This window comes from Hephaestia caeni, from assembly GCF_003550065.1.
In the GTDB taxonomy this organism is placed as follows: Bacteria; Pseudomonadota; Alphaproteobacteria; order Sphingomonadales; family Sphingomonadaceae; genus Sphingomonas; species Sphingomonas caeni_A.
The window spans coordinates 330,894-355,803 of record NZ_QXDC01000004.1; the positions used below are offsets into that span (position 1 = coordinate 330,894).

Genomic DNA, 24,910 nt, shown 5'->3' on the forward strand with positions numbered 1-24,910 from the left:
ACCAATGGCCACTACTACATCGGCCGCGCCCCCGGCGATCGGCATCTTCGAACGCTATCTGTCGATCTGGGTCGCTCTGTGCATCGTCGCCGGTATCGGGCTGGGCTTTGCGCTGCCCGGCCTGTTCGCCGTAATCGCCGAGGCAGAAGTGGCCAACGTCAACCTCGTCGTCGCGGTGCTGATCTGGCTGATGATCGTGCCGATGCTGCTCAAGATCGATTTCGGCGCGCTCGGGAGCGTGCGCCAGCATTGGAAGGGTGTCGGCGTCACCCTGTTCATCAACTGGGCGGTCAAGCCCTTCTCGATGGCGCTGCTCGGCACCTTTTTCCTTGGATATCTGTTCGCGCCGCTGCTGCCTGAAGGCGAAATTTCTTCCTATATCGCCGGGCTTATTCTGCTGGCGGCGGCGCCCTGCACGGCGATGGTGTTCGTCTGGTCCAACCTGTGCGACGGTGACCCCGCCTATACGCTGAGCCAGGTCGCCTTGAACGACCTCATCATGGTGTTTGCGTTCGCGCCGCTGGTGGCGCTGCTGCTGGGCGTCGCCGCGATCACCGTGCCTTGGGACACGCTGCTGATCTCGGTCGCGCTCTATATCGTCGCCCCGGTAATCGCCGCGCAGATACTCCGCCGTGCGGTGCTGGCCTCGGGCGGGCAATCGGCACTCAATCGGCTGCTGTCCCGGCTCGGTCCGGTCTCGATGATCGCGCTGCTGGCGACGCTGGTGCTGCTGTTCGGGTTCCAGGGCAAGGCGATCATCGCCCAGCCGCTGGTGATCGCATTGCTCGCGGTGCCGATCCTGATCCAGGTCTATTTCAACGCCGGGCTCGCTTATTGGCTGAGCCGCCGTTTCGGCGTGGCGTGGTGCGTCGCCGCGCCATCGGCGTTGATCGGCGCTTCCAACTTCTTCGAGCTGGCGGTGGCCGCCGCGATCTCGCTGTTTGGGCTCACGTCCGGGGCGGCACTGGCGACCGTGGTCGGCGTATTGGTCGAGGTGCCGGTGATGCTGTCGGTGGTGGCGATCGTGAAGCGGTCGCGCGGCTGGTATGAGCGGGGTGCCGCCGCATGAGCCGTTTGCGAACCCTGTCCGATCCCGATCATCTGCCTGCGCTCGACCCGCGCTATGTCCATGCGCGGGCCGCGCTCGGCCTTGGCGCGGACGCTCCCCCACCCCGCATCCTGCTGCTCTACGGCAGTTTGCGCGAACGATCCTTCTCGCGCCTCGCGGTCGAGGAAGCGGCGCGGTTGCTGCAATTCTTCGGTGCGGAAACCCGCATCTTCGACCCGTCCGACCTGCCGCTGCCCGACCAGCACGCCGGCGACGATCATCCCGCCGTCCACGAGTTGCGCGAACTCTCGATGTGGTCGGAAGGGCATGTCTGGTGCAGCCCCGAACGCCACGGCCAGATCAGCGGCATCATGAAAACGCAGATCGACCATCTGCCGTTGGAGATGGGCGGGATGCGCCCAACACAGGGCCGCACGCTGGCGGTGATGCAGGTGTCAGGCGGCTCGCAGTCGTTCAACGCGGTCAACACCCTGCGCCTGCTTGGCCGCTGGATGCGGATGGTGACGATCCCCAACCAGTCGAGCGTGGCGACGGCCTACAAGGAGTTCGACGAGGACGGGCGCATGAAGCCGTCTAGCTATTATGACCGGATCGTCGATGTGATGGAGGAACTGGTGCGGTTCACGGTGTTGCTCCGACCTCATGCCGGCCAGCTCGTCGACCGCTATTCGGAGCGTAAGGCGGCGGGCGTGTCGGTCGATCCGGCGACGGACCTGTCGACGATCGCGATCGGGCAGACCGCTACGCCCGTTCAGCAGGCATAACGGGGATTTACGCTTCTAAGGATTTACGCCTTTACGCTTTTGCTGTTCGCCTCCTTTTGCCAGTGGAAAGAACCGACCTAGCGGGGACCAAGCTGCTCGTTGCGATCCTGGCTTCGGGCTACAGATTGAACCTCTCCAACAGCACGCGCCGTTGCGACACCGGATGCGCGTCGATCTCCAGAGCCACGAACCGACCCCGGTATTCGACGACCATGTCCGGGCAGTAGCGATTCCAGGCCTGCGCCATCATCGTCAGGCCGATGCGCTAACTCGGCCGTCAGGCATTTCCCATGGGTCGCGGTGCGTCAGACCGCCTGGACCGTGACGCCAGAATCGAGGGCGCGACGGCGCCAGTCACCGTCAGCCCGGTCAGATTGGAGGGGCCACAAACGTCGTTCCCCCAACGGCTGCTTTAGACCAACCCCTATTCATGCCGCCCTTGTAGGCAACCGCCCGCCTAGTGCCGCCAACCCCGCAAGGGGGTTCCCCTGCGCTTTGCTCCGGTGACGGCGGCGTTCGCCCGCCTCCTTCAGCGTCATCGGGGATGGTCCCCGAGCAACCGAAGGAACAGACATCATGGCCACCATCGCAAACCTCACCCAGAAGCAGGACGGCAGCCTGGAAGGCACGCTCGCCACCCTCAACGTCACCGCCCAGATCGCGGTGATCCAGAACACCCGCAAGACCAAGGAAAACGAGCCTGACTTCCGGATCATCAGCCGCAAGAACGGCTTCGAGCTGGGCGCCGGCTGGAACCGCTTCTCCCAGAACACGGGGGCGGAATACATCTCAGTCTCGCTCTCGGCTCCCGAGTTCGGAACCATCTACGGCAACGTCGCTCCGGCCCCCGGCGACGACCCTCTGAAGAAGGTCATCATCTGGAACCCGCCGAGCTGATCGCCACCCCGAGCCGGCCTCGCCCCCGCGAGGCCGGCTCTTTCCTTACCACTGGCAAAAGGGGCGATCATGAGCCGCCACGTCATCACCGTCAGCACCGAGACCGCGACCGACGATAACGCCGTCGTGGGCTACGACCCGCCGCTTCGCACCCACTTCATCCAAGGGTTCGAATATCCGAAGACTGAGCAGCCAGTCCTCTGGCTCGGCACGCGCCTTGAGCAATATCCGACCTTGCTGATGCTGCTCGCCGATCTCGATGCCCGCGGCTACCAGATCGACGGCCTCACCGTCGACACCATGGCCGACATGGGCGCGGAGGCGTCCCGCCCTTCGTCGCCAAGCCTTGTCGAGCGATACGGCTGGCCGCTCCGATAAGCCCGAACAGCGGCGGCGCCGATGCGTCGCCGCTGACTTCCCTGTGCGAACCGTCTCCTCCTCACGTCCCGTAGTTCGGCCTCTGGTCGACAACCGGGGTCGCCGCCCCATTCGGCAGCCGACGCATCAAACCTGAAAATGTCGGCTCAACGCTGGTTGGGAGCGCTCGCGCGTGCCCGAGAGGCCAGGGTCCGGCAACGGCGGTCAGGTGCGGCAGGTCAAGCAGCTCCTGACCGCCGGGGAGCCACCCCGCTCTTTGAGGCTCATTCCTTGGTCCGGCGCATGGCCTGACGCCATCAACCCGTAAAGGGTCCGCTTACGCTGCGCGTGCGGCCTTCAGGCTGCGCCTGTGCGGTGATCGCGGCCATGCGCCCGACACTTCGGGAGCCTGTCGAGCGGGGATGGTCCCCGCCTCTGAGACAGGAGCCGAAAATGTCCAACTCCCTGAAAACCGCCCAAGCCTATGCCTGGAGCCTCGCGCGCAGTCTCATGGTCTGCATTATCGTATTTCGCGCCGAGAACGGCATGTTCGGCGCCATGCCGGCTACCGAATGGGACGGCGATCCCGAGAGCGTCATCCGCGAGGTCGATCCTTTCGTCTGATGCGACAAATAATCTGCCTGGAGCTCAGTCGGCAAGGTTGGCGCCTCTGTCGGCGCCCGCTGCGATATTGGCCGATGTTCACGCCTGAAAGTTACAGCTAACCTTCCTCGATCTCGGCGACCAGATCGACAGGCTTTGCGCCAAGCGCCGACGCCAGATGAAAGAGCGTGACCACGGTTGGATTGCGCAGTCCGCGCTCCAGATCGCTCACATATTGCTGGGTGACGCCCGAAATCTCGGCATAACGCTCCTGGGTGAAACCTTTCTCCCGTCTCAGTCTCGCAAAGTTCAGGCCCACAAGCCGACGCATATCCATGCGTGCCACGCTGGACGATACACACTATCGGGTTTATCCCCTATAAGATGTATTCCGCGAGAGCGACGCGCAGCGTTTCACGATCGAACGCTAGGGAGCCGAGTCGTATTGTTGAGCGTATTGACTTTGGGGCTAGGGAGATGCCCATGAAAACACCACCGCTCGACCCCGATGTCATGGATACGGCCCCTGATTCCGCCGTTCTCACCCCCTATGACGAAGATCATCTCATCACCTATCTTCGCCTGCTGGATGCCGAGAGTGATGACGCGGACTGGACCGAAGTTGCTCGCGTCATCCTGCACATCGATCCCGACAAGGAGCCGGATCGCGCGCGCGCAGCATGGACCACGCATCTCGCACGCGCGCACTGGTTGGCCAAATCCGGCTACAAACACTTGCTGCGCGGGGGGCCGCCGAACTGAACCGGCTACCATTGCGCCGGTTCCGCCATCTCCTTTGGTGATAGCGTCATGACCGCTGCCCGGCTGGTCAAATACACGTCACACGCGAAGCTTCCGCCCTTGTGCCGCGACGCATGAAGCGCGGCCCTTTTGGGAGGTGGCGCAATGCACAAGACAGACTGGCGCTCTCCGGCGGAATATCGGCCCCTGCAACACTATGACCGCGCCGGTTTCGCCTGGGAGATTGTTCGACGTAATCAGGACTATTGCCGTGAATACCGGCGCATCCAGCGCATGAAACCGCCAGATCCCGTTGTGATCGAGCGGTTCGTCAAACGCTGGGGGTTACGATTTCGGTGCTGACCCGAAAATAGACTTCAAACGACAATTCATTTTCTGGACCCCGGAGGTTCTACCGACCGTATTGCATATCCAGGCTGTCCGGCCGGAGATGACGGTCTATCCGCTCGATCCGGACGAGCTGCTGGCTGCGGGGATCGTTCATCGCGGTGTGGCAAGTCAGGACGCCAGCATCATCGGGCCGAATGCGCTCCACCGGCTATGGCTCGACGGCTACGACACCGGCACGATGGCCGTGACCCTGCCGCTCGATCTTGTTTATGACGACCGGGCTGCCGCCGCGATGCGTCTCTGGCGGACCCTGAAGGGGCTGAAGCCTGGCTCGGAACCCATGCCGCTCAGCGACTATGCGCGCGGCCAGCTCATCCTCGCGATACGGCTGCTCGACGCCGAACATAGCGGCGCCACCGAGCGTGAGATGGCGCAGGCCATCCTTAAAACCAGCGCCCGTGATCGGCGGACATGGCTGGCGACCGAGCACCGCTCCAGACTGCGGCGTCTGCTCGCCAAGGCACGCGCATTGCTGGCTGGAGGCTATTTCCAGTTGTTGTCGCCGCCGCCGCGCCGGCCTCGGCGAAAGCCGTAATAATTATACCCCCTTAAAGTCGACACTCCCCTCACGCTGTCGCGCTTCGCCAACCTGTCCTCCGACCCGCTGACGGCCACCGCCGTCCGCCAAGATGCTCGGAAGGCTTGTTCATGCACCCGAATACCGACTTCGCCGCGCTCCCCCCATCGCAGTTTCTGCGCACGCCGGATGCCGGGAGGTTTCTCGGACTTTCGCCGCGCACCCTCGAAAAGCACCGGACCTACGGGACCGGCCCGACCTATCGCAAACTTGGCGGCCGCATCGTCTACCGTGTCGATGATCTGCGCAAATGGGCCGATCGCGGCCTGCGCAGCTCAACCTCTGATCCGGGCACCGGGACAGTCTTCGCCGCACGCCCCCTCACGCCCGAGGAAATGTCCTCGGCCAGCGGACGCTGACCCTCGACATGGCCGGTAATCGCCGCCCGCTGGGAATGAGTGAACGCGCGCGGCTCGATCCGTTCGAGGCGCTGGGTGAGAGTGTCCCGCCGCGCGACCAGCGCGACCTCATGGAGCGCCCCTTCTTCTCGCTCGCCAAGGCCCGCCGCATCGCGCCAATCCTCTACAAATCCGGCGAGACGGAGGTGCAGGTCTATGCCGTCCCCGAACATGGTCTGGCGACCATCTGGGACGCCGACATCCTGATCTGGGCGGCGAGCCAGCTTCTTGCCGCCGACGATCGCGGGGTGCCGACATCGCGCTTCTTCCGATTCACGCCCTATCAGCTCCTCATCGCAATCGGGCGCGGCACCGGCGCGCGTAATTATCTGCTGCTGAAAGGTGCGCTGAGCCGCCTGCAATCGACCGTTGTTCGCACCACCATCCGCCACGGCGAGCATTGGCGACGCCAGCAATTCTCCTGGATCAACGAGTGGGAGGAACTGACCACACGCACCGGGCGGATCGAAGGCATGGAATTCGTGCTGCCCGACTGGTTCTATCAGGGCGTTCTCGATCGCCGCCTCGTTCTCGCGATCGACCCCGGCTATTTCCGCCTGAGCGGCGGTATCGAACGCTGGCTCTACAGGATCGCGCGCAAACATGCCGGCCGCCAGCCCAATGGCTGGCGCTTCGAGCTGCGCCACCTCCACGCCAAGAGCGCCAGCCAGTCGCGCTTCTCCGATTTCGCACTTCATATTCGCGGCATCGTCCGGCGTCAGCCGCTCCCCGGCTACATCCTCGAACTGGAACCGGGGAGCGGTTCCAACGTGCTGCTGGTGATGCGTCCCAGCGTCATCGAGATCGGTTGGCGGCCTGTGGATAACTCGCCGCGCCGGAATTCTCGTATCGGTACTTCGGACGCAACCGCTATCGGCACTTCGAACGCAATATTATCGGTACTTCGAACGCACGGATCGCAGTTAAACCTTTGGTCTGGTTCCGAAATCCGTGACTCTAAAGACTCTAAATCAGAATCTAAAGATAAGGTAGAGGCGCGCGGCGCCGGGGATAAGTCAGCTTTTCGCTCGGTAGATCGTGGACCGGCGACGGGACCGCGAAACGGGCCGGAGCGCCGCTCATGATCGTCGCGCTCCTCAACCAGAAGGGCGGCGTCGGCAAGACGACGCTCGCGCTGCACCTCGCCGGACAATGGGCGAGCCAAGGGCGCCGCGTCCTGCTGATCGACGCCGACTCCCAAGGTTCTGCGCTCGACTGGTCGCAGCAACGCGCCGCCGAAGGGCTGCCCCGGCTGTTCGGCGTGATCGGCCTTGCCCGCGACACCCTGCACATCGAGGCGGCCGAGCTGGCGCGCGGCATGGATCATGTCGTTATCGACGGGCCGCCGCGTGTCGCCACCTTGCTGCGTTCGGCGCTGTTCGCCTGCGATCTCGCGCTGATCCCGGTGCAGCCATCGCCGCTCGACGGCTGGGCGTCGGCCGAGATGCTGAAGCTGATCGACCAGGCGCGCATCTTCAAGCCCGAGATTGACGCGCGCTTCCTGCTCAACCGCTACCCGGCGCGCACGCTGATCGCCCGCGCCACCGCCAACAGCCTCGCCGACCATGATCCGCCGCTGCTCACCCGTCATGTCGGCCAGCGCGTCGTCTTCGCCGACGCCATGCAGACCGGGCGGCTTGTGTCGGAGATCGATCCCGACAGCGCCGCAGCGCGTGAGATCGCCGCGCTGGCGGCCGAAATCGAGGCGATCAAATCATGACGGCGCGCACGCCCAGGACAGGCTTCGCGTCCCGGCCCGCTGCGGCCGAGGCGTGGATTGCGGGGCCAGAGGACGCCACACCACCAACCACCCCGTCGCCGCCCGTCAACAGCGCCAGACTGACGATCGACGTGACGCCCCATTTGCGGCGACGCCTCAAACTCGCGGCGCTCCAGCGCGGCGTTTCGGTCGCCGACATGCTGCGCGAATTGCTCCACCGCGAATATCCCGATGACAGGGAAACCACGTCATGAGCGCCGCCAACCGTGACGACCGCACGCGCGTCGATCTGCTGTGGATCGAGCGGCGCATCGAACGCTGGATACGTTTCGGCTGCCTAGTCGAGGATCAGATTCTCGACCGCCGGCGCCGCCGCATCGCCTTCGCGCCGGACAGCGTGTTCGCCTACGTCCGTTGGGCGTCCAACGACTTCGGCACGCTGGTGTCGCGCATCGACATCCTGCGCGCCGTCTCTCCGGGCGAACCCTATCAGACCGTGCCGGGCGTCACCCCCGGGGGCGAGGTTCTGTTGCGCGTCAATGGCTGGCCCAAGGTCCAGCGCGTGTTCGAGGCGATCGACGCCGTGGACGCGCTGGACATCGATCCCGCCGACGCCGCGCCCGACCATTGGCGACACGTCCACAATCGTCTCGCGGCGCAGGAAAGCCCGCGCCCCTACACGCTGGAGCGTCATCACGCCTGGCTCGCCCGCAAGGAAGCATTGCAATGAGATTGCGCTGGGGAACGCTGGTGACGATGGTCGTGGCCGTCAACGTCGTCGCGATATCGATGTGGATCAATCCGCCGCCGAAGCTGATCTGGAACGCCTCGGCCAGCGTGCCGATCGGCTTCTACACCGTCCGGCCGGCCCATGATCTGCGCGTCCGCGATCTCGCCGTCGTGACGCCGCCGGACGACGTCGCCAGGCTCCTGGCGGCGGGCGGTTATCTGCCGCTCGGCGTGCCGCTGATCAAGCCGGTCGCGGCGCTGCCGGGCCAGAATGTATGCCGCAGCGGCGTCGCCATCACCATCGACGGAAAGCCGTTCGGAACTGCGCGGGAACGGGATCGGCTGCATCGACCGCTGCCCGTCTGGGAAGGGTGCCGTGTCGTCGCGCTCGACGAGATTTTCTTCATGAACGCGGACCGCAGCGACAGCCTGGACGGCCGCTATTTCGGGCCGCTGCCCGCATCGTCCGTGATCGGTCGCGCGACGCCGCTGCGCACGCGGGCACCTTCCTGATCGCTTTCCCCCTGCCAGCACAAAGGAGATTGGCAATGTACGCAGGCACCTTCAAACCCACCGCGAACGGCTATTCGGGCCGCATTCGGATGTTCGGTATCGACGAAGCCGTTATCATCGTTCCCGCCGAACCGAACGACGCCGAGAACGCCCCAGACTACCGTGTCCATCTCGACGAAGAAGCCGGCCCGGAGATCGGCGCGGGATGGAAGCGAGTCGGCGAGAAGGCCGGCGACTATGTGTCGATCGAGATCGACAGTGCGATCTTCGCAGGCCCGCCTTTGCGCGCCAATCTGTTCCGCGCCGATAACGACGGCACGACATTCAATCTGTCGTGGAACCGCCCTCGACCGCGCGAAGACCGGAGCTGATCGGTTGCGCCCGCGTCGCCGTTCCATGCGCGGCCGGGCGCTGTCGCTGGCGTGGCTCGCCATCATAGCGAGCGCGCCGGCGATGGTCTTTCCCGATCCCGCCGCTGCGCAAACCAGCACTTCAGAATCCGTCGATCCTGTCGCCCGCCATGTCGCCGAGGCGTCACGGCGTTTCGGCATTCCGCAGGCGTGGATATGGGCGGTGATGCGCGCCGAAAGTGCGGGCGACGTGCGCGCCGTCTCCCGTGCCGGCGCGATGGGCCTGATGCAGATCATGCCCGACACCTGGACCTATCTGCGCGCCCGGCATGGTCTCGGCGACGACCCCTATTATGTCCGCGACAACATCATCGCGGGCACGGCCTACCTTCGCGAGCTACATGACCGCTTCGGCTCGCCCGGATTTCTCGCCGCCTATAATGCGGGACCGGGGCGCTATGAACAGCATCTCGCAACCGGCCGACCGCTCCCCCGAGAGACCCGCGCCTACCTCGCGATGCTCGCCCCGATGGTCGGCGGATCGCAGCCTGGGCGCGCAAATATCGCACCCTCCGATCCACTGGAGTGGACGCGCGCGCCGCTATTCGCCATGCGCGCGGCGGATACCCATGGCGCACCGCGAGCCACAACCGAGACGCCGCCGGATGACGAAACGGCCGCACAGGCTGTTGCGCCCGAAGAGCATCCCGACCGCTTGTTCATCCCTCTTTCCGGACGGGAACCGTCATGACGCGGGCTGGCGTGCCCTGTCGCATCATAGGGTGCAAACGGATACAGGCGGTCGGAAGCCGTTGGAATTTGGGGAGAAGCAGGGAGGCATGGCCAGATAAAAGGACCGCCGTCTACCGGGGTCCATGTGGTTGGTTCTGCGTGCTTTTCTTGTCGGCTCCCAAAATGAGCCTGCCAGCCGCGCTTTCAGAAAACGACCTAAAATCAATCCGCGCGCGTATGGCAGCCGCCATTCGACCCGGAATCCGCGTCCGATGAGCGCCCGCGACGACGATTTCAGGGTCCGCCCAGGACGGCCAGGCGACGGCGCCAGCCAAGGCAAGCAGGCCAAGTCGTTCGTCGGTCAGGTGATGCGCGCCGCCAAGAAGGCCGGACACACCGGACGCGGCTTTGGATCGGCCCGGAAAGGCGGCGGAGGATCGCGCTTCGGTCGCGGCAATGCCGCAGGGTCCAGTCGCGCCCGACGGCCCGACATGCGCCGCGTCATCGTCAAGATGCGCGTCGTGCGTCACGCCGGGACGAAGTTCCGGGCCGCGCCGATCGCCCGGCATGTGGCTTATCTGGAGCGCGAGGGCGTCACCTGCGATGGCGCGCCTGCCCAGATGTTTGATGCCGGCACTGACCGGGTCGATGGCGAAGCCTTCGCCGCGCGCTGCGAAGACGACCGGCACCATTTCCGGTTCATCGTCTCGCCCGAGGACGCCGGCGAAATGCAGGACCTGCGCGCCTTCACCCGCGAACTGATGACCGACGCCCAGCGCGATCTCGGCACATCGCTCGACTGGGTGGCCGTCGATCACTGGAACACCGACAATCCGCATATCCATGTGCTGGTGCGCGGCCGCGCCGATGACGGCGGTGATCTTGTCATCAGCCGCAACTATGTGCGCGAGGGATTCCGGGGGCGAGCCGAGGATCGCGTCACGCTCGAACTCGGCCCGCGCAGCGAGCGTGAGATCCAGGCGGCGTTGCGCAAGGACGTGGATGCGGAACGATGGACCGGCCTGGATCGGACCTTGCGCGGCATCGCCGACCATCATGGCGGCATCGTCGATCTTCGTCCCGAAAGCGGTTTGCACGATCCGGAAGAACGACGCCTGCTGGTTGGCCGGGTGCAGAAGCTCGAACGGCTCGGTCTCGCCGATCCTATCGGCCCCGCGTCATGGACGCTGAAGCCCGGCGGCGAAGAAACCTTGCGGGCACTGTCGATCCGTGGCGACATCATCAAGACCATGCACACGGCAATGTCGCGCGGCGTCGGCGCGCCCGATATCGCGTCCTTCGCCATCCATGACGAACAGGTCGCTGATCCCGTGCTGGGCCGCCTGGTCGAACGCGGCCTGCATGACGAACTGGCGGGCACGGCCTACGCCGTCGTCGAAGGCGTGGACGGGCGCACCCATCATCTGCGGTACAGCGATATCGATATGACGGGGGACGCGCGGCCCGGTGCGATCGTCGAACTGCGGTCCTGGGCGGACAACAAGGGCCAGCAACGGCATTCGCTCGCCACCCGCTCCGACCTCCCGCTGGATCGGCAGGTCACGGCCGAGGGCGCGACCTGGCTCGACCGCCATTTGATCGCGCGCGATCCGCCCCCGCTGGGCGGCGGGTTTGGTGCATCGGTGGCGACCGCACTCGCTGCCCGCGCCGATCATCTCGTTGATGAAGGATTGGCGCGGCGCCAGGGCCAGCGCTTCATCTTCGCTCGTAATCTGATCGACACGCTGAAGCAGCGCGAACTGGACGGCGCCACCGCCCGGATCGCCGCCGAGACCGGCCTTCCACACAGGCCGTCGGTTCCCGGCGATCATGTGACCGGCATCTACCGCCAGCGCCTCACGCTGGCGTCGGGCCGGTTTGCGATGATGGATGATGGGCTCGGCTTCCAGCTCGTGCCGTGGCGGCCGGCGCTCGATCCGCAGCTGGGCAAACACATCTCCGGAACGATGACGCCGAGCGGCGGGGTGGACTGGAGTTTTGGGAAACAGCGTGGGTTGGGGCTTTGATTGCCGACGATCAGACCCTTGCATGGCGATGCGGTCAAAATGCAGTGTTGGTGAATGCCAATGGGGTTGGTAACGACCCATTGTACGAATTCGCGTTACACGGCGAATCGCCGACGCTAGATTCTCGAAAAGTTCTCCGAACCTGAGGCTGGGATATTGAACTGACCTATGACGACCGCGCGCCACATCGTTGCACTGCTGCAAAGCCATATAGATGGAGACGAAGATCGCTTCCTCTCCGTGGCAACGCAGCTTGCCGCGCATGAGGCGAGGCAGGGTCATGGGAAGCTTGCCCAGGAGCTGCGCGAACTGGTCGACGCCGCCAAGGGCAAAAGCTCGACGGTGGCCCGGCGCGGGGCCGGCCCGGTGCCGATGGCGCAGCCGAAGGGCGAGCTCGTCGGCCTTCTCGAAGCCCGCTATTCCGACATCCGCCTGTCCAGTATGGTGCTTAAGCCCGAGTTACAGGATCGACTGGCCCGCGTGCTGCGCGAGCAGCGCCAGCAGGAGCGGCTGCGCGCGCGTGGCCTCTCTCCCCGCCGCAAGCTGTTGCTTGTGGGTCCGCCTGGCGCGGGCAAGACCATGACTGCGGCGGCCTTGGCGGGCGAGTTGAAGCTGCCCCTTTTCACCGTCCTCTATGACGGGTTGATCGGCAAACTCATGGGCGAGACCGCCACGCGGCTGCGTCTCGTCTTTGACGCCGTCGCGATGCAGCGCGGCGTCTATTTCTTCGATGAGTTCGACGCGATCGGCGCCCAACGCGCCGGGCCGAACGACGTGGGCGAAATCCGCCGGGTGCTCAATTCATTCCTCCAGTTTCTGGAGAATGATGATGGTCCGAGCCTGATCATCGCGGCCACCAACCACCCCGAGCTGCTCGATAAGGCGCTCTACCGCCGGTTCGACGATGTCATCACTTATGACTTGCCTGATCCGTCCGTTGTGCAGGGGATTATCGAAGCCCGGCTTGCGACGTTTGATCTCAAGTCGATTGAATGGACTTCCGTGCTCGATTCTGCCGCGCATCTCTCCCAGGCCGAAGTCGCCAGGGCGGCCGACGAGGCGGCCAAGGTCGCCGTTCTGGACGACCATGACGGTGTGACGACCGCAACGCTGCTGACCGCCCTGACGGAGCGGCGCGCGGCGATCCTCTAAGCATAGAGTCCCAATGGCTGTACCTCCCCGCGATCGCCCCCATTTCCATGTCGAAGGCGGCGGCCAAAACGAGGCTTACACGTCACCCCGTCTGGTGATTAGCGGCCTTCCCCCGGCGCGGGTCCGCGCCGCACACGCTGCACGTCTTGAACTCGCGATCGGAACGGCGCTCGCCGCTGGTCGTCAGCGTATCGCCGAACGGGAAGACGGCGTCGCCGAAGGCAAGCCGGGCTTCTATCTGGAATTCGATATCCCGATCGCGGAGCGCGGCGCGGTCGAAGCCCTGGAAAACAAACCCAAGGCCATCGAGCTTGTCGCCGTGCGGCCCACGGTCGAAGGCGACGAAATGGTCTCGGCTACGGTGTTCGTCCCCGAAACCGCTGCCGATTTCTTCGTCAAGAAGATCGAGGCCTATCGCGACGAGCAGACGCGGACCGGCAAGCCCAAGAACGAGGCCCTAATCGCGCGGATCGACGACATCCGGGTCGCCGTCGCCCGCTCCTTGTTCACCGATGACGCTCAGTATTTTCCCGCCGATGGTCGCCCAGTCTGGTGGGAAGTCTGGCTGCGGGATGGCGGCCTCGATATCTTCCAGTCCGTCGCCGCCAAGCTCGAAGTCGCGATCAAGGAGCACGTCATCAGTTTCCCAGAGCGCGATGTCGCGCTCGCCCTCGCGGATGAAGTGACGATGGATCGGCTGCTCCGCAATTCCGATGCCGTCGCCGAACTGCGCCTGGCCAAGGACACGCCATCGCTTTTTCTAGAAATGCGCACGGTCGATCAGGCCGATTGGGCGAACGATCTGGTTGACCGGATCACGCAACCGTCGCCCTTGGCGCCGGCGGTCTGCATTCTCGACAGCGGAGCGACGCAGGCCCACCCCCTCATCGCACCGGGGCTCGATGCGGCCGATCAACATAGCTACGAGAACGCTTGGGGTGTCGGCGACAGCGTCTATTGGAACGGCCACGGTACGTCGATGGCCGGCATCGCGCTCTATGGCGATCTTGAAACTGCCCTTTCCCACGGCGAGCCAGTGGCGCTCGGCCATCGCCTCGAAACGGTGAAAATCCTGCCGCCGACGGGACAGAACGAGCCTAGACTTTACGGCGCGATCACCGCGACCGGCATCGCCCGCGCAGAAGATCATGCCCCGCGTCGCCGCCGGGTATTCTGCATGGCCGTCACCAGCAACGTCGGCTTGGGCCGCGGACGGCCATCATCCTGGTCCTCGTCGGTGGACCAGCTTTGCTATGGCGGCGGTGACAGACGGCGGCTGATGGTCCTTGCTGCGGGCAACGTGCGCGGCGATATCCATCCGGCCGAGTATCCCGACCGCAACGACCTCGAAGAGGTAGAGAGCCCGGCGCAAGCCTGGAATCCGCTCGTGGTCGGAGCCAGCACCGACAAGATCACCATTACCCATCCCGACTATGACGGATGGACGCCTGTCGCTCCGGCCGGCGACCTCTCACCGGCGAGCCGGACATCTGCCATCTGGGATCGGCAATGGCCGATCCGCCCGGATGTCGTCTTCGAGGGCGGCAACTTCGCGCATGACGGCGCCAACCCGGCCTCGGCGATCGACGACCTTCAGCTCCTCACCACCCACTATCGCCCGAACATGCGCCTGTTTGAGGCGTTCGGCGACACCAGCGGCGCGGCTGCGCTCGGCGCAAACCTCGCCGCTGGCGTCATGACCGCGCGGCCGACGCTCTGGCCGGAGACGGTACGCGCGCTGATCGTGCATTCCGCCGAATGGACGCCCGCGATGCGCCAGCGGTTCGACGCGGCCGGCTCGCAGGCCCAAAAATTGGCGATGCTGCGCCGTTATGGTTGGGGCGTGCCCGATCTCGACCGGGCGCTGATGAGCGCGGCGAACGACGCGACGCTGATGGTCGAGGACGCCCTGTTGCCGTTCCGCAAGGACGGTTCGGCGATCAAGACGCGCGACATGAACCTGCATCGGCTTCCCTGGCCGCGCGCCGAACTGGCCGCGCTCGGCGATCTGGACGTCGAGCTGCGGATCACCCTGTCTTACTTCGTCGAGCCCAATCCCGGTGAGCGCGGCTGGACGCGGCGGCATCGCTACGCTTCGCACAATCTCCGCTTCGCGGTGAAACGATCGCTCGAAGGCTTGGAGGCGTTCCGGCAGCGCATCAACAAGGCCGCTCAGGACGAAGAGTCCGGCGCTGTTGGGGGCGGAGCCGGCGGCGACTCATGGGTGTTGGGTACGATCCGCGACCGCGGCTCGATCCATAGCGACATCTGGCGCGGTAGCGCCGCGGCCCTGGCGGAACGCGACGCGATCGGCGTCTTTCCGGTGAGCGGTTGGTGGAAGGAGAAACCCGCGCTCCAGCGGTGGGACCGATCAGCACGCTATGCGCTGTGCGTGTCGATCCGCGCACCCGAGGCCAACATCGACCTCTATACCGCCATCGCCAATCAGATTGCTGTCCCGATCCCAGCAGCCTAGCTGTTTCAGACTGCCGGGACTGACTACAGACCGCTCCGCCACTCCCTGTCTTTGCACGCCATAGCCGCCGTTCCTGCGACGCGTGCCCGAGACCCCTTGTAGAACCGGCCACCGGCTCCCGACCTTGAAGGCATTTGCCGGGAAGGAAGGGCCGTGTCCGCCACCAAAATCCTCTGGGGCCAGATCCTCGTGGTGTTCGCAATCGTGCTGGCGTCGGTCTGGTCCGCGACCCAATGGACCGCAGTGGCGCTGGGGCACCAACCCCAGCTCGGCCCGCCCTGGTTCACGGCGTTCGACGTGCCGATCTATCCACCGCTCGCCTTCTTCTGGTGGTGGTTCTCCTTCGACGCCTACGCGCCGGATATCTTCCAGCGCGGCGCCTATATCGCGGTATCGGGCGGCTTCCTGTCGATCATCGTCGCCATCGGCATGTCGGTGTGGCGCGCGAGAGAGATCCGCAACGCCGAGACCTTCGGCACCGCGCGCTGGGCGACCGTCAAGGAAATCCGCGGCGCCGGCCTGCTCGGCGATGACGGCGTGGTGCTGGGCCGGTTCGCGCGTGAATATCTGCGCCATGACGGTCCCGAACATGTGCTCTGCTTCGCGCCAACCCGCAGCGGCAAGGGCGTCGGCCTGGTGGTGCCCTCGCTGCTGACCTGGCCGGGATCGGCCATCGTTCACGACATCAAGGGCGAGAACTGGGGCCTGACCGCGGGCTTTCGCGCCCGGTTCGGCAAGGTGCTGCTGTTCGATCCGACCAATGCGGCTTCGGCCGCCTACAACCCGCTGCTCGAAGTCCGGCGCGGCGAATGGGAAGTGCGCGACGTCCAAAATGTCGCCGACGTCCTGGTCGACCCCGAAGGCAGCCTTGAGAAACGCAACCATTGGGAAAAAACCAGCCACGCGCTGTTGGTCGGCACGATCCTGCACGTCCTCTACGCCGAACCCGACAAGACGCTGGCCGGCGTCGCCAACTTCCTGTCGGACCCCAAGCGGCCGATGGAGACGACGCTGAAGGCGATGATGCTGACCCCGCATCTTGGCGAGGCCGGCGTCCATCCCGTTGTCGCCTCAGCCGCGCGCGAGCTGCTCAATAAATCGGAGAATGAACGGTCGGGCGTGCTATCGACCGCCATGTCCTTCCTTGGCCTCTATCGCGATCCCGTCGTCGCGGCCGTCACCCGGCAATGCGACTGGCGCATCGCCGATCTGGTCGACGGCGCCCATCCGGTCTCGCTCTATCTGGTGGTGCCGCCCAGCGACATCAGCCGAACCAAGCCGCTGATCCGCCTGATCCTCAACCAGATCGGCCGCAGGCTGACCGAAGACTTGAAGGCGAAGGACGGGCGGCACCGCATGCTACTGATGCTCGACGAGTTTCCGGCGCTGGGACGGCTCGACTTCTTCGAGAGCGCGCTGGCGTTCATGGCGGGCTACGGAATGAAGGCGTTCCTGATCGCCCAATCGCTCAACCAGATCGAGAAGGCCTACGGGCCGAACAACGCCATTCTCGACAATTGCCATGTGCGGGTGTCGTTCGCGACCAATGACGAACGCACCGCCAAACGGGTGTCCGACGCGCTGGGAACGGCCACCGAGATGCGGGCGATGAAGAACTATGCCGGGCACCGGCTTTCGCCCTGGCTCGGCCATCTGATGGTGTCGCGTTCGGAAACCGCTCGCCAGCTCATGACGCCGGGCGAGATCATGCAGCTTCCGCCCGACGATGAAATCGTCATGATCGCCGGCTTGCCGCCGGTGCGCGCAAAGAAGGCGCGCTACTTCACCGACCGGCGCTTCACCGCACGCCTGTTGCCCGCGCCCAAAACCCAGCGATCCACGACCGCACCCCGCCCGGACGATTGGACGGCATTGGCAGCGCCGCCCCGCCCCGTTCTCGCGGACCCGGCATCCGCCGACGGATCGAGCCGCAACCCCGGTAAACCGGCCAAGCCTACAGCCGCGAGCCAGAGCGACACCGCCAACGCCAATATCCGGCGCGAGCCAGGCCTGCCCGATCATGAGGAAGTGGTGCGCGAAAGCCCCGCGCCCACGCCGGAGTTCGCGTTCGACGATACGGAGGCGACCGACAACGACGCCGCGATCCAGCGCCGGATGCAGCGCCTCGCGCGGCAGGCCAGCCTCGACCCCGGCGACGGCATCCAGCTCTGAGACGAAGGAACCGCCATGCGCATCAAACACACATTTCGTCTGCCCGCCGATCTGTCCGGTCGGCTGGCCGATTATGCGGCGAGGAAGCGCGTTGCCCAGACCCAGATCGTAGAGGCGGCGCTGCTGTCGTTCCTCTCGCCCGATGGGTCCGAACGGCTGGAGGCAGCGATTGGCCGTCGTCTTGATCGGCTGTCGCGCCAGGCCGACCGGCTCGAACATCATGTCGGGATCTCGAACGAGGCGATGGCGCTGTTCGTCCGCTTCTGGCTGACCACGACCCCGCCCTTGCCGGATACCGCGTTCGCCGCCGCCCAGGCCAGCGGCCGGGAACGCTATCGCGGGTTCGTCGAGTCGCTCGGCCGGCGCATGGAGACCGGCGCGAGCCTGGCCCGTGAACTGTCCGAAGATATGAAAGCTACGCCAGAGCACGTTACTGAGAATTTCGACAAATAAGCCAAACCCGCCGATCGTTTCTATTTGCACGCCATCGCACGACGCCTTGATTTTAGTGTTGCGATTGCCGGCTTTGTGTCTCTCTTACTCGTCCCCGATCGCTGCGCGCGTCGCCCGGCGGTCTTTGCAGGGGACAAGTCGTGCAGCATCAACAGGTGGGATCGGAGGCGGATTCTCGCGGCGCGCGTATGCTGCGCACCGCGCTCGGCCCGTCGATCGCCGCCTGGCTCGCCGACCCGGCCATCGTCGAAGTCATGCTCAATCCCGACGGGCGCCTCTGGGTCGACCGGCTCGGTGAAGGCCTTGCCGACACGGGCGAGCGACTGTCTCCTGCCGACGGCGAGCGCATCATCCGTCTGGTCGCGCATCATGTCGGCGTCGACGTCCATGCGCGCAGCCCGCGCGTGTCGGCCGAACTGCCCGAGACCGGCGAGCGGTTCGAAGGACTGATCCCACCCGTCGTCGCTGCGCCCGCCTTTGCGATCCGCAAGCCCGCCGTCGCGATCTTCACCCTCGACGATTATGCTGAAGCGGGGATTATGTCCCGCCTCCAAGCGGCGGTGCTGCGCAAGGGCGTGGTCGATCGCTGCAATATCCTGGTGGCGGGCGGTACTTCGACCGGCAAGACCACGCTCACCAATGCGCTGCTGGCCGAAGTCGCCAAGACTTCGGATCGCGTCGTTCTGATCGAAGACACCCGCGAGCTGCAATGCGCCTCGCCCAATCTCGTGGCGCTCAGGACCAAAGACGGCGTCGCCTCGCTTTCGGATCTGGTGCGGTCCTCGCTGCGCCTGCGCCCCGACCGCATCCCCATCGGCGAGGTGCGCGGTGCCGAGGCGCTCGATCTCCTCAAAGCCTGGGGCACTGGCCATCCCGGCGGCGTCGGCACCATCCACGCTGGCTCCGCGCTGGGCGCGCTGCGCCGCATGGAACAGCTCATCCAAGAAGCGGTCGTGACCGTACCGCGTGCGCTGATTGGCGAGACGATCGACATGGTGGCGGTGCTGGCGGGACGCGGATCGGAACGCCGCCTGGCCGAACTGGCTCGCGTCGATGGCCTCGGTCCGAGCGGCGACTACGCGCTCACCCAGCTCCCATGCCCTTTGCCCGTTTCCGTGCCGGCCGTTCCGGTCGCATTCTCAGCAGGAGAAGCCTCATGATCGTTCCTATCCCGAGCTTGCGGCGGCCGATCGCCGCCGTCTCGCATATGCGCCAGCAGGTCGCCGCTGGCGCATTGGCGTGCGTCGTGGCTGTGACCCTGTCGGCCCCGGCGCGCGCCTCCGGTTCGTCGATGCCCTGGGAAGCCCCTCTCCAGTCCATCCTCGAATCGATCGAAGGGCCGGTGGCGAAGATCATCGCCGTGATTGTGATCATCGTCACCGGCCTGACGCTCGCCTTTGGCGATTCCGGCGGCGGCTTTCGCAAGCTGATCCAGATCGTGTTCGGTCTGTCGATCGCCTTCGCGGCGTCGAGCTTCTTCCTGTCGTTCTTCAGCTTCGGCGGCGGGGCGCTGATCTGATGCTGGAGGATGGCGAAGTCGCGGGCTTCTACGCCCCGGTGCACCGGGCGCTGACCGAGCCGATCCTGCTCGGCGGCGCCCCGCGCGCCGTCGCTATCGCCAACGGCACATTGGCCGCCGCGATCGGCGTCGGCCTCCAGCTCTGGATCGCCGGCGGCGTGCTGTGGCTGATCGGCCATCTGGCGGCGGTGTGGGCGGCCAAGCGCGACGCGCAGTTCCCCGACGTCGCCCGCCGCCACCTCCGCTATCCCGCCTATCTGCGCGTCTGAGGCTCGCCCCCATGATGAACCTCACCGAATATCGCAATCGCGCCAGCCATCTGGCCGACTTCCTGCCCTGGGCCGCGCTGGTCGCCGAAGGGATCGTCCTGAACAAGGACGGTAGTTTCCAACGGACGGCGAAGTTTCGCGGTCCCGATCTGGACTCGGCGACGCCCGCCGAACTGGTCGCCGTCACCTCGCGGCTGAACAACGCCCTGCGCCGGCTCGGATCGGGCTGGGCGATCTTCGTCGAGGCGCAGCGCGTGCCGGCGGGCGGCTATCCCGAGAGTGATTTTCCCGACGTCGCCTCCGCGCTCGTCGATCGCGAACGGCGCGCGCAGTTCGAGGAACAGGGCAGCCACTATGAGAGCGGCTATTACCTGACCCTGCTGTGGATGCCGCCCGCCGAAGACGCCGCGCGTGCGGAAAGTTGGCTCTACGAGGGCCGCGCCAAGAATGGCGTCGACCCCTGGGAGCTGGTCGGCGGCTTCGCCGATCGCACCGACCGGGTGCTGCAACTGGTCGACGGGTTCGTACCCGAGGTTCGCTGGCTCCAGTCGGACGAAACCCTGACCTATCTGCACTCGACGATCTCGACCCGCCGTCAGCGCGTCCGTGTGCCCGAGACCCCGATGCACCTCGACGCGCTGCTGGCCGATGAACCGCTGACCGGCGGTCTCGAACCACGCCTGGGCGATCATCATTTACGCACGCTGACCATCACCGGCTTTCCGTCGATGACCTGGCCGGGCCTGCTCGACGAACTGAACCGGCTGGCCTTTCCCTATCGCTGGGCGACGCGCGCGGTGATGCTCGACAAGACCGACGCCACCAAGCTGTTGACGAAGATCAGGCGGCAATGGTTCTCCAAGAGGAAGAGCGTCGCCGCGATCCTGCGCGAGGTGATGACCAATGAGGCATCGACGCTGCTGGACTCCGATGCGTCGAACAAGGCCGCCGATGCGGACGCGGCGTTGCAGGAACTGGGCGCTGACGATGTCGGACAAGCCTATGTCACCGCCACCGTGACCGTCTGGGATACCGATCCCGGCATTGCCGCCGAGAAGCTCCGGCTGGTCGAGAAGGTCATCCAGGGCCGGGATTTCACCTGCATCGCCGAGGGCGTCAACGCGATTGAAGCCTGGATGGGCAGCTTGCCCGGCCATGTTTACGCCAATGTCCGGCAGCCGCCGATCAGCACCTTGAACCTGGCGCATATGATCCCGCTGTCGGCAGTCTGGGCCGGGCCGGAGCACGATGAGCATTTCGACGCGCCGCCCCTGCTCTTCGCCAAGACCGAAGGATCGACGCCATTCCGGTTTTCGCTCCATGTCGGCGACGTCGGACACACCCTGATCGTCGGGCCGACCGGCGCCGGAAAATCGGTGCTGCTGGCCCTGATCGCCATGCAGTTCCGCCGCTATCAATCCGGCCAGGTGTTCGCCTTCGACTTTGGCGGTTCGATCCGCGTGGCGTCGCTGGCGATGGGCGGCGACTGGCAGGATCTCGGGGGAAGCTTGTTCGATGGGGCGGCGGGCAGTGTGTTCCTGCAACCGCTTGCCCGCATCGACGACCCTGCCGAACGTAACTGGGCGTCAGAATGGCTTGCCGCCATCCTGACCGCCGAGGGTGTGACGGTCGATCCCCAGGTGAAAGAGTATCTCTGGTCGGCGCTCGGATCGCTCGCCAGTGCGCCCGTTTCCGAACGCACGCTGACGGGCCTCGCCGTCCTCCTCCAGCAGCAGCAGTTGAAACAGGCGCTCGGCCCATACTGTGTCGGCGGGCCTTATGGCCAGTTGCTCGATGCGGAATCCGAACATCTGGGCGACGCCGATGTCCAGGCGTTCGAGACCGAAGGGCTGACCGGCACCGGCGCCGCGCCCGCCGTGCTCTCTTATCTGTTCCACCGGATCGAAGGCCGGCTCGACGGATCGCCGACCCTGATCATCATCGACGAAGGCTGGTTGGTGTTGGACTCGCCCGCCTTCGCCCAGCAGCTCAAGGAATGGCTGAAGACGCTCAGGAAGAAGAACGCCAGCGTCATCTTCGCCACCCAGAGCCTCGCCGATATCGAGACCAGCACGATCGCGCCGGCCATCGTCGAATCCTGCCCTACGCGCATCTTCCTGCCCAATGAACGCGCGGTCGAACCGCAGATCACCGGCATCTACCGGCGTTTCGGGCTGAACGACCGCCAGATCGAAATCCTCAGCCGCGCCACCCCCAAGCGGGATTATTACTGCCAGTCGCGGCGCGGCAACCGGCTGTTCGACCTGGGGCTGGGCGATGTGGCGCTCGCCTTCACCGCCGCCTCGTCGAAGACCGATCAGGCGCGCATCGCCGAACTGCTCGCCGAACATGGCCGCGACGGCTTCGCCGCCGCCTGGCTGCGCACCCGCGGCCTGGACTGGGCCGCCGATCTTCTTTCCCCCGCAGACCAGGAGAGTGAGCCATGACCCGTTTCCAATTGCGCCATGCGATGATCGCCGGCGTCGCCATGATCGCCATCGCCGGCGCATCGGCCCCTGCCAACGCCCAGTTCTTCGGCGGGATCGTCTATGATCCCACCAACTACGCCCAGAATGTGCTGACCGCCGCCCGCTCGCTCCAGCAGATCAACAACCAGATCCAGTCCCTCCAGAACGAGGCGTCGTCTCTGGTCAACGAGGCGAAAAACCTCGCCAGCCTGCCATTCTCCTCGCTCCAGCAACTACAGGCGCAGGTCGCCCAGACCCAGCAGCTTCTCGGCCAGGCGCAGCGCATCGCCTATGACGTCCAACAGATCGAACAGGCGTTCTCGACCCGCTATCGCAACATCGACCTCAATGCGTCCGACCAGGCGCTGATCGACGGCGCGCAGGACCGCTGGGAAACCAGCGTCGCCGGGTTCGAGGATGCGTTGAAGGTCCAGGCTGGCGTGGTCGGCAATATCGACGGCACGCGCACCGCCATGTCGAACATCGTCGGCGCCAGTCAATCGGCATCCGGGGCGTTGCAGGCGGCGCAGGCCGGCAACCAGCTTCTCGCCCTGCAATCCCAGCAGATCGCGGACCTCACGGCGCTTCTCGCGGCGCAGGGACGTGCCCAGTCGCTCGAATCCGCCCGCGACGCCGCCACCGAAGCGCAAGGGCGCGAGCAGTTCCGCCGCTTCATGACGCGCAGCGGCAACTGATCGGACGCGGCCAGGCATCGGCCGGAAAGGGAGAATGGGAATGAGCCGCAGCGCGAAGATCGCAGGCGTGGCGCTGGCCGCGGGCATATTGCTGGCCACCGCCATCGTCATCGCCGTCGATGACCGGCCGGCGGAGAAGGCCCCGCCGCGGATCGAGGCGATCGGCGCCGATCCGCTGCGCGCCGAGCTGGACCGCTGCCGCACCCTGACCATGCCCGACGCCGGTTGCGAGGCGGCGTGGGAAGATCATCGCCGCCGTTTCCTCGGCCGCGACCCTGCCGACCGACAGACCGATACCGCAACAGCCATGAGTGCGCCGGACAACGGGCTTGATGCCGAGCCTTCCAGCGAGCCGGTCACGGACCCCTTGACCGAAATACCCGCCATTGCCGCCGACAAGGCGGCCACGTCTGCATCCGAGTTGGGCCGCTGACATGAACGACGTCGGCGTCATCAACCGCTTCCTCGACACCTTCAACAGCTACATCGACAGCGGGTTCGGACTGCTTGGCGGCGAGATCGCCTTCCTCACCACCACCCTGATCGTCATCGACATCACGCTCGCCGGCCTGTTCTGGGCCTGGGGCGCCGACGAGGACGTCATGCACCGGCTGGTCAAGAAGGTGCTTTATGTCGGCTTCTTCGCCTTCGTCATCGGCAATTTCTCCGCGCTCGCCGGGATCGTGTTCGACAGCTTCGCCGGGCTGGGCCTGAAGGCCAGCGGCGCCAGCATCAGCCTCGCCGATTTCATGAAGCCCGGCAGCGTCGCCGCCACCGGGTTCGATGCGGGCGAACCGCTGCTCGACGCCATCGGCGATCTGATGGGGTTCCGCAGCTTCTTCGCCAACTTCATCCAGATCGCGGTGCTGCTGATCGCCTGGGTGATCATTCTCATCGCCTTCTTCATCCTGTCGGTGCAGCTCTTCGTCACCCTGATCGAGTTCAAGCTGGTGACGCTGGCCGGCTTCGTGCTGCTGCCGTTCGCCCTGTTCAACAAGACCGCCTTCCTCGCCGAAAAGGTGCTGGGCAATGTCGTGGCGTCCGGCGTCAAGGTTCTGGTGCTCGCGGTCATTGTCGGCATCGGCACCGGCCTGTTCGCCGAGTTCACGACCGCGTTCAGCGGAACACCCACCGCCGAGGAAGCCATGTCCGTCACGCTCGCGGCCCTGGCGTTGCTCGGTCTTGGCATCTTCGGCCCCGGCATCGCCACCGGGCTGGTTTCCGGCGCGCCCCAGCTCGGCGCGGGCGCGGCGGTTGGGACCGCACTCGCGGTCGGCGGCGCGGCGATGGCGGGCGGCATGGGCGCGCGTATGGCGATGGGCGGCGCGGCCTCCACCATCGGCGGCGGCGTCAAGGCCGGTGCGGCCGCCGCACGCGGTGGCGCTCATGCCTCGGGCGCGGCCGCCAGCGCCTACAGTCTCGGCTCGCTCGGCAAGAGCGGCGGCAGCGCGGTCGCGGGCGGTATGTCCGCCGTAGGCCAAGCGGCGGTCGGCGGGGCGGTCAATGCGGCCGCATCCCCGTTGAAGAAGGTCGCCGCCAAGGCCGGCGGCGCCATGAAATCCAGTTTCACGTCAGGCGCGCGCGCCGGGTTCACCGCGACCGGCGGCACGATCACCGGAGGGGCCGCGCCCGCGTCCGCTGATGCGAGCCTGGCCGCCGCAGGATCATCCGCTGCTGGCGGCCCGCCGGCCTGGGCGAAGGCGATGAAGCGTAGCCAAGCCATGAAGGCGGGCGTCTCGGCCACGACCCATGCCGTGCGCTCCGGCGACCGCGGCGGCGGCGGCGCCTCGGTCGATCTTAGCCAGAAGGATTAGCCCC

At 65.7% G+C, this 24,910-nt stretch carries 30 protein-coding genes; 28 read left to right on the top strand and 2 right to left on the bottom strand.

Going from position 1 to position 24,910, the window contains the following annotated elements; genetic code table 11:
- Positions 1-4 precede the first annotated feature (4 nt).
- On the top strand, positions 5-1,069 hold the full coding sequence (gene arsB, locus DFR49_RS16095) for an ACR3 family arsenite efflux transporter (RefSeq protein ID WP_119036706.1): 1,065 nt from the start codon (positions 5-7) through the stop codon (positions 1,067-1,069).
- Positions 1,066-1,833 carry an arsenical resistance protein ArsH gene (gene arsH, locus DFR49_RS16100; protein ID WP_119036707.1) on the top strand — a complete coding sequence of 256 codons (768 nt, stop codon included), beginning with the start codon at positions 1,066-1,068 and terminating at the stop codon, positions 1,831-1,833. Before arsB ends, arsH begins: the two co-directional genes overlap by 4 nt.
- Before the next feature lie 118 nt (positions 1,834-1,951).
- Here the strand turns inward: arsH and DFR49_RS22415 are convergent, their stop codons facing one another.
- A complete protein-coding gene (locus tag DFR49_RS22415; protein WP_281271786.1) occupies positions 1,952-2,083 on the bottom strand; it encodes a hypothetical protein in 132 nt (43 codons plus the stop codon).
- Between the two features lie 326 nt (positions 2,084-2,409).
- On the opposite strand from DFR49_RS22415, the gene DFR49_RS16105 reads away from it, so the two are divergent.
- The 3 genes from DFR49_RS16105 (at position 2,410) to DFR49_RS22045 (ending at position 3,711) form a co-directional block, all read left to right on the top strand.
- Positions 2,410-2,730, top strand: coding sequence for a DUF736 domain-containing protein (locus DFR49_RS16105; protein ID WP_119036708.1), 321 nt, complete (start codon positions 2,410-2,412; stop codon positions 2,728-2,730).
- A 69-nt stretch (positions 2,731-2,799) separates the two neighbouring features.
- Positions 2,800-3,108 carry a hypothetical protein gene (locus DFR49_RS16110; protein ID WP_119036709.1) on the top strand — a complete coding sequence of 103 codons (309 nt, stop codon included), beginning with the start codon at positions 2,800-2,802 and terminating at the stop codon, positions 3,106-3,108.
- 432 nt (positions 3,109-3,540) lie between these two features.
- Positions 3,541-3,711 (top strand): hypothetical protein, encoded by a 171-nt coding sequence (locus tag DFR49_RS22045; RefSeq protein WP_170151036.1) that lies wholly within the window; start codon positions 3,541-3,543, stop codon positions 3,709-3,711.
- Positions 3,712-3,808: 97 nt separating this feature from the next.
- Here the strand turns inward: DFR49_RS22045 and DFR49_RS16115 are convergent, their stop codons facing one another.
- Positions 3,809-4,027: a helix-turn-helix domain-containing protein gene (locus DFR49_RS16115; protein WP_119036710.1), complete on the bottom strand. Its 219-nt coding sequence runs from the start codon at positions 4,025-4,027 to the stop codon at positions 3,809-3,811.
- 146 nt (positions 4,028-4,173) lie between these two features.
- On the opposite strand from DFR49_RS16115, the gene DFR49_RS16120 reads away from it, so the two are divergent.
- From DFR49_RS16120 to trbL, 23 genes are all read left to right on the top strand, one after another.
- Positions 4,174-4,452 carry a DNA -binding domain-containing protein gene (locus tag DFR49_RS16120; RefSeq protein WP_119036711.1) on the top strand — a complete coding sequence of 93 codons (279 nt, stop codon included), beginning with the start codon at positions 4,174-4,176 and terminating at the stop codon, positions 4,450-4,452.
- A 144-nt stretch (positions 4,453-4,596) separates the two neighbouring features.
- Entirely contained in the window at positions 4,597-4,794 is a 198-nt protein-coding gene (locus DFR49_RS16125) for a transcriptional regulator domain-containing protein (protein ID WP_119036712.1), read from the top strand.
- Between the two features lie 88 nt (positions 4,795-4,882).
- Positions 4,883-5,377: a DNA -binding domain-containing protein gene (locus tag DFR49_RS16130; protein ID WP_119036713.1), complete on the top strand. Its 495-nt coding sequence runs from the start codon at positions 4,883-4,885 to the stop codon at positions 5,375-5,377.
- A 113-nt stretch (positions 5,378-5,490) separates the two neighbouring features.
- On the top strand, positions 5,491-5,778 hold the full coding sequence (locus tag DFR49_RS16135; RefSeq protein ID WP_119036714.1) for a helix-turn-helix transcriptional regulator: 288 nt from the start codon (positions 5,491-5,493) through the stop codon (positions 5,776-5,778).
- 8 nt (positions 5,779-5,786) lie between these two features.
- Positions 5,787-6,902, top strand: coding sequence for a replication initiator protein A (locus tag DFR49_RS16140; RefSeq protein WP_119036715.1), 1,116 nt, complete (start codon positions 5,787-5,789; stop codon positions 6,900-6,902).
- The gene (gene parA, locus DFR49_RS16145) at positions 6,899-7,537 is read left to right on the top strand and encodes a ParA family partition ATPase (protein WP_119036716.1); all 639 of its coding nucleotides are present in this window, start codon (positions 6,899-6,901) and stop codon (positions 7,535-7,537) included. The genes DFR49_RS16140 and parA overlap by 4 nt, the downstream gene beginning before the upstream one ends.
- A complete protein-coding gene (locus DFR49_RS16150; protein ID WP_119036717.1) occupies positions 7,534-7,791 on the top strand; it encodes a ribbon-helix-helix protein in 258 nt (85 codons plus the stop codon). Before parA ends, DFR49_RS16150 begins: the two co-directional genes overlap by 4 nt.
- A complete protein-coding gene (locus DFR49_RS16155) occupies positions 7,788-8,267 on the top strand; it encodes a DUF2840 domain-containing protein (RefSeq protein WP_119036718.1) in 480 nt (159 codons plus the stop codon). The genes DFR49_RS16150 and DFR49_RS16155 overlap by 4 nt, the downstream gene beginning before the upstream one ends.
- Complete coding sequence (locus DFR49_RS16160) at positions 8,264-8,779, top strand: S26 family signal peptidase (RefSeq protein WP_119036719.1); 516 nt, start codon at positions 8,264-8,266, stop codon at positions 8,777-8,779. Before DFR49_RS16155 ends, DFR49_RS16160 begins: the two co-directional genes overlap by 4 nt.
- 35 nt (positions 8,780-8,814) lie before the next feature.
- A complete protein-coding gene (locus DFR49_RS16165) occupies positions 8,815-9,150 on the top strand; it encodes a DUF736 domain-containing protein (protein ID WP_119036720.1) in 336 nt (111 codons plus the stop codon).
- Between the two features lie 205 nt (positions 9,151-9,355).
- Complete coding sequence (locus DFR49_RS16170; RefSeq protein WP_425454965.1) at positions 9,356-9,880, top strand: lytic transglycosylase domain-containing protein; 525 nt, start codon at positions 9,356-9,358, stop codon at positions 9,878-9,880.
- A 253-nt stretch (positions 9,881-10,133) separates the two neighbouring features.
- Entirely contained in the window at positions 10,134-11,888 is a 1,755-nt protein-coding gene (locus DFR49_RS16175; protein ID WP_119036722.1) for a relaxase/mobilization nuclease domain-containing protein, read from the top strand.
- 168 nt (positions 11,889-12,056) lie between these two features.
- Positions 12,057-13,040 carry an AAA family ATPase gene (locus DFR49_RS16180; RefSeq protein WP_119036723.1) on the top strand — a complete coding sequence of 328 codons (984 nt, stop codon included), beginning with the start codon at positions 12,057-12,059 and terminating at the stop codon, positions 13,038-13,040.
- 13 nt (positions 13,041-13,053) lie between these two features.
- Positions 13,054-15,516, top strand: coding sequence for a S8 family peptidase (locus DFR49_RS16185; RefSeq protein WP_119036724.1), 2,463 nt, complete (start codon positions 13,054-13,056; stop codon positions 15,514-15,516).
- A 153-nt stretch (positions 15,517-15,669) separates the two neighbouring features.
- Complete coding sequence (locus tag DFR49_RS16190; RefSeq protein ID WP_119036725.1) at positions 15,670-17,688, top strand: conjugal transfer protein TraG; 2,019 nt, start codon at positions 15,670-15,672, stop codon at positions 17,686-17,688.
- A 15-nt stretch (positions 17,689-17,703) separates the two neighbouring features.
- Entirely contained in the window at positions 17,704-18,141 is a 438-nt protein-coding gene (locus DFR49_RS16195; RefSeq protein ID WP_119036726.1) for a CopG family transcriptional regulator, read from the top strand.
- 188 nt (positions 18,142-18,329) lie between these two features.
- Entirely contained in the window at positions 18,330-19,301 is a 972-nt protein-coding gene (trbB, locus tag DFR49_RS16200; protein ID WP_119036727.1) for a P-type conjugative transfer ATPase TrbB, read from the top strand.
- 47 nt (positions 19,302-19,348) lie between these two features.
- On the top strand, positions 19,349-19,660 hold the full coding sequence (locus tag DFR49_RS16205) for a TrbC/VirB2 family type IV secretion system protein (protein ID WP_119037252.1): 312 nt from the start codon (positions 19,349-19,351) through the stop codon (positions 19,658-19,660).
- Positions 19,660-19,929: a VirB3 family type IV secretion system protein gene (locus DFR49_RS16210; protein WP_119036728.1), complete on the top strand. Its 270-nt coding sequence runs from the start codon at positions 19,660-19,662 to the stop codon at positions 19,927-19,929. The genes DFR49_RS16205 and DFR49_RS16210 overlap by 1 nt, the downstream gene beginning before the upstream one ends.
- Positions 19,930-19,940: 11 nt before the next feature.
- Complete coding sequence (gene trbE, locus DFR49_RS16215; RefSeq protein WP_119036729.1) at positions 19,941-22,376, top strand: conjugal transfer protein TrbE; 2,436 nt, start codon at positions 19,941-19,943, stop codon at positions 22,374-22,376.
- The gene (gene trbJ / locus DFR49_RS16220) at positions 22,373-23,092 is read left to right on the top strand and encodes a P-type conjugative transfer protein TrbJ (protein ID WP_119036730.1); all 720 of its coding nucleotides are present in this window, start codon (positions 22,373-22,375) and stop codon (positions 23,090-23,092) included. Before trbE ends, trbJ begins: the two co-directional genes overlap by 4 nt.
- 40 nt (positions 23,093-23,132) lie before the next feature.
- A complete protein-coding gene (gene trbK-alt, locus DFR49_RS16225) occupies positions 23,133-23,525 on the top strand; it encodes a putative entry exclusion protein TrbK-alt (protein ID WP_119036731.1) in 393 nt (130 codons plus the stop codon).
- Between the two features lies 1 nt (position 23,526).
- A complete protein-coding gene (gene trbL, locus DFR49_RS16230) occupies positions 23,527-24,906 on the top strand; it encodes a P-type conjugative transfer protein TrbL (RefSeq protein WP_119036732.1) in 1,380 nt (459 codons plus the stop codon).
- Positions 24,907-24,910: the final 4 nt, after the last annotated feature.

Excerpts from the sequence above, each read along its gene's own strand:
- arsB (WP_119036706.1), top strand. The coding sequence starts at position 5 with ATGGCCACTACTACATCGGCCGCGCCCCCGGCGATCGGCATCTTCGAA.
- arsH (WP_119036707.1), top strand. The coding sequence starts at position 1,066 with ATGAGCCGTTTGCGAACCCTGTCCGATCCCGATCATCTGCCTGCGCTC.
- DFR49_RS22415 (WP_281271786.1), bottom strand. The coding sequence starts at position 2,083 with ATGATGGCGCAGGCCTGGAATCGCTACTGCCCGGACATGGTCGTCGAA.
- DFR49_RS16105 (WP_119036708.1), top strand. The coding sequence starts at position 2,410 with ATGGCCACCATCGCAAACCTCACCCAGAAGCAGGACGGCAGCCTGGAA.
- DFR49_RS16110 (WP_119036709.1), top strand. The coding sequence starts at position 2,800 with ATGAGCCGCCACGTCATCACCGTCAGCACCGAGACCGCGACCGACGAT.
- DFR49_RS22045 (WP_170151036.1), top strand. The coding sequence starts at position 3,541 with ATGTCCAACTCCCTGAAAACCGCCCAAGCCTATGCCTGGAGCCTCGCG.
- DFR49_RS16115 (WP_119036710.1), bottom strand. The coding sequence starts at position 4,027 with ATGGATATGCGTCGGCTTGTGGGCCTGAACTTTGCGAGACTGAGACGG.
- DFR49_RS16120 (WP_119036711.1), top strand. The coding sequence starts at position 4,174 with ATGAAAACACCACCGCTCGACCCCGATGTCATGGATACGGCCCCTGAT.
- DFR49_RS16125 (WP_119036712.1), top strand. The coding sequence starts at position 4,597 with ATGCACAAGACAGACTGGCGCTCTCCGGCGGAATATCGGCCCCTGCAA.
- DFR49_RS16130 (WP_119036713.1), top strand. The coding sequence starts at position 4,883 with ATGACGGTCTATCCGCTCGATCCGGACGAGCTGCTGGCTGCGGGGATC.
- DFR49_RS16135 (WP_119036714.1), top strand. The coding sequence starts at position 5,491 with ATGCACCCGAATACCGACTTCGCCGCGCTCCCCCCATCGCAGTTTCTG.
- DFR49_RS16140 (WP_119036715.1), top strand. The coding sequence starts at position 5,787 with ATGGCCGGTAATCGCCGCCCGCTGGGAATGAGTGAACGCGCGCGGCTC.
- parA (WP_119036716.1), top strand. The coding sequence starts at position 6,899 with ATGATCGTCGCGCTCCTCAACCAGAAGGGCGGCGTCGGCAAGACGACG.
- DFR49_RS16150 (WP_119036717.1), top strand. The coding sequence starts at position 7,534 with ATGACGGCGCGCACGCCCAGGACAGGCTTCGCGTCCCGGCCCGCTGCG.
- DFR49_RS16155 (WP_119036718.1), top strand. The coding sequence starts at position 7,788 with ATGAGCGCCGCCAACCGTGACGACCGCACGCGCGTCGATCTGCTGTGG.
- DFR49_RS16160 (WP_119036719.1), top strand. The coding sequence starts at position 8,264 with ATGAGATTGCGCTGGGGAACGCTGGTGACGATGGTCGTGGCCGTCAAC.
- DFR49_RS16165 (WP_119036720.1), top strand. The coding sequence starts at position 8,815 with ATGTACGCAGGCACCTTCAAACCCACCGCGAACGGCTATTCGGGCCGC.
- DFR49_RS16170 (WP_425454965.1), top strand. The coding sequence starts at position 9,356 with ATGCGCGCCGAAAGTGCGGGCGACGTGCGCGCCGTCTCCCGTGCCGGC.
- DFR49_RS16175 (WP_119036722.1), top strand. The coding sequence starts at position 10,134 with ATGAGCGCCCGCGACGACGATTTCAGGGTCCGCCCAGGACGGCCAGGC.
- DFR49_RS16180 (WP_119036723.1), top strand. The coding sequence starts at position 12,057 with ATGACGACCGCGCGCCACATCGTTGCACTGCTGCAAAGCCATATAGAT.
- DFR49_RS16185 (WP_119036724.1), top strand. The coding sequence starts at position 13,054 with ATGGCTGTACCTCCCCGCGATCGCCCCCATTTCCATGTCGAAGGCGGC.
- DFR49_RS16195 (WP_119036726.1), top strand. The coding sequence starts at position 17,704 with ATGCGCATCAAACACACATTTCGTCTGCCCGCCGATCTGTCCGGTCGG.
- trbB (WP_119036727.1), top strand. The coding sequence starts at position 18,330 with ATGCTGCGCACCGCGCTCGGCCCGTCGATCGCCGCCTGGCTCGCCGAC.
- DFR49_RS16205 (WP_119037252.1), top strand. The coding sequence starts at position 19,349 with ATGCGCCAGCAGGTCGCCGCTGGCGCATTGGCGTGCGTCGTGGCTGTG.
- DFR49_RS16210 (WP_119036728.1), top strand. The coding sequence starts at position 19,660 with ATGCTGGAGGATGGCGAAGTCGCGGGCTTCTACGCCCCGGTGCACCGG.
- trbE (WP_119036729.1), top strand. The coding sequence starts at position 19,941 with ATGATGAACCTCACCGAATATCGCAATCGCGCCAGCCATCTGGCCGAC.
- trbJ (WP_119036730.1), top strand. The coding sequence starts at position 22,373 with ATGACCCGTTTCCAATTGCGCCATGCGATGATCGCCGGCGTCGCCATG.
- trbK-alt (WP_119036731.1), top strand. The coding sequence starts at position 23,133 with ATGAGCCGCAGCGCGAAGATCGCAGGCGTGGCGCTGGCCGCGGGCATA.
- trbL (WP_119036732.1), top strand. The coding sequence starts at position 23,527 with ATGAACGACGTCGGCGTCATCAACCGCTTCCTCGACACCTTCAACAGC.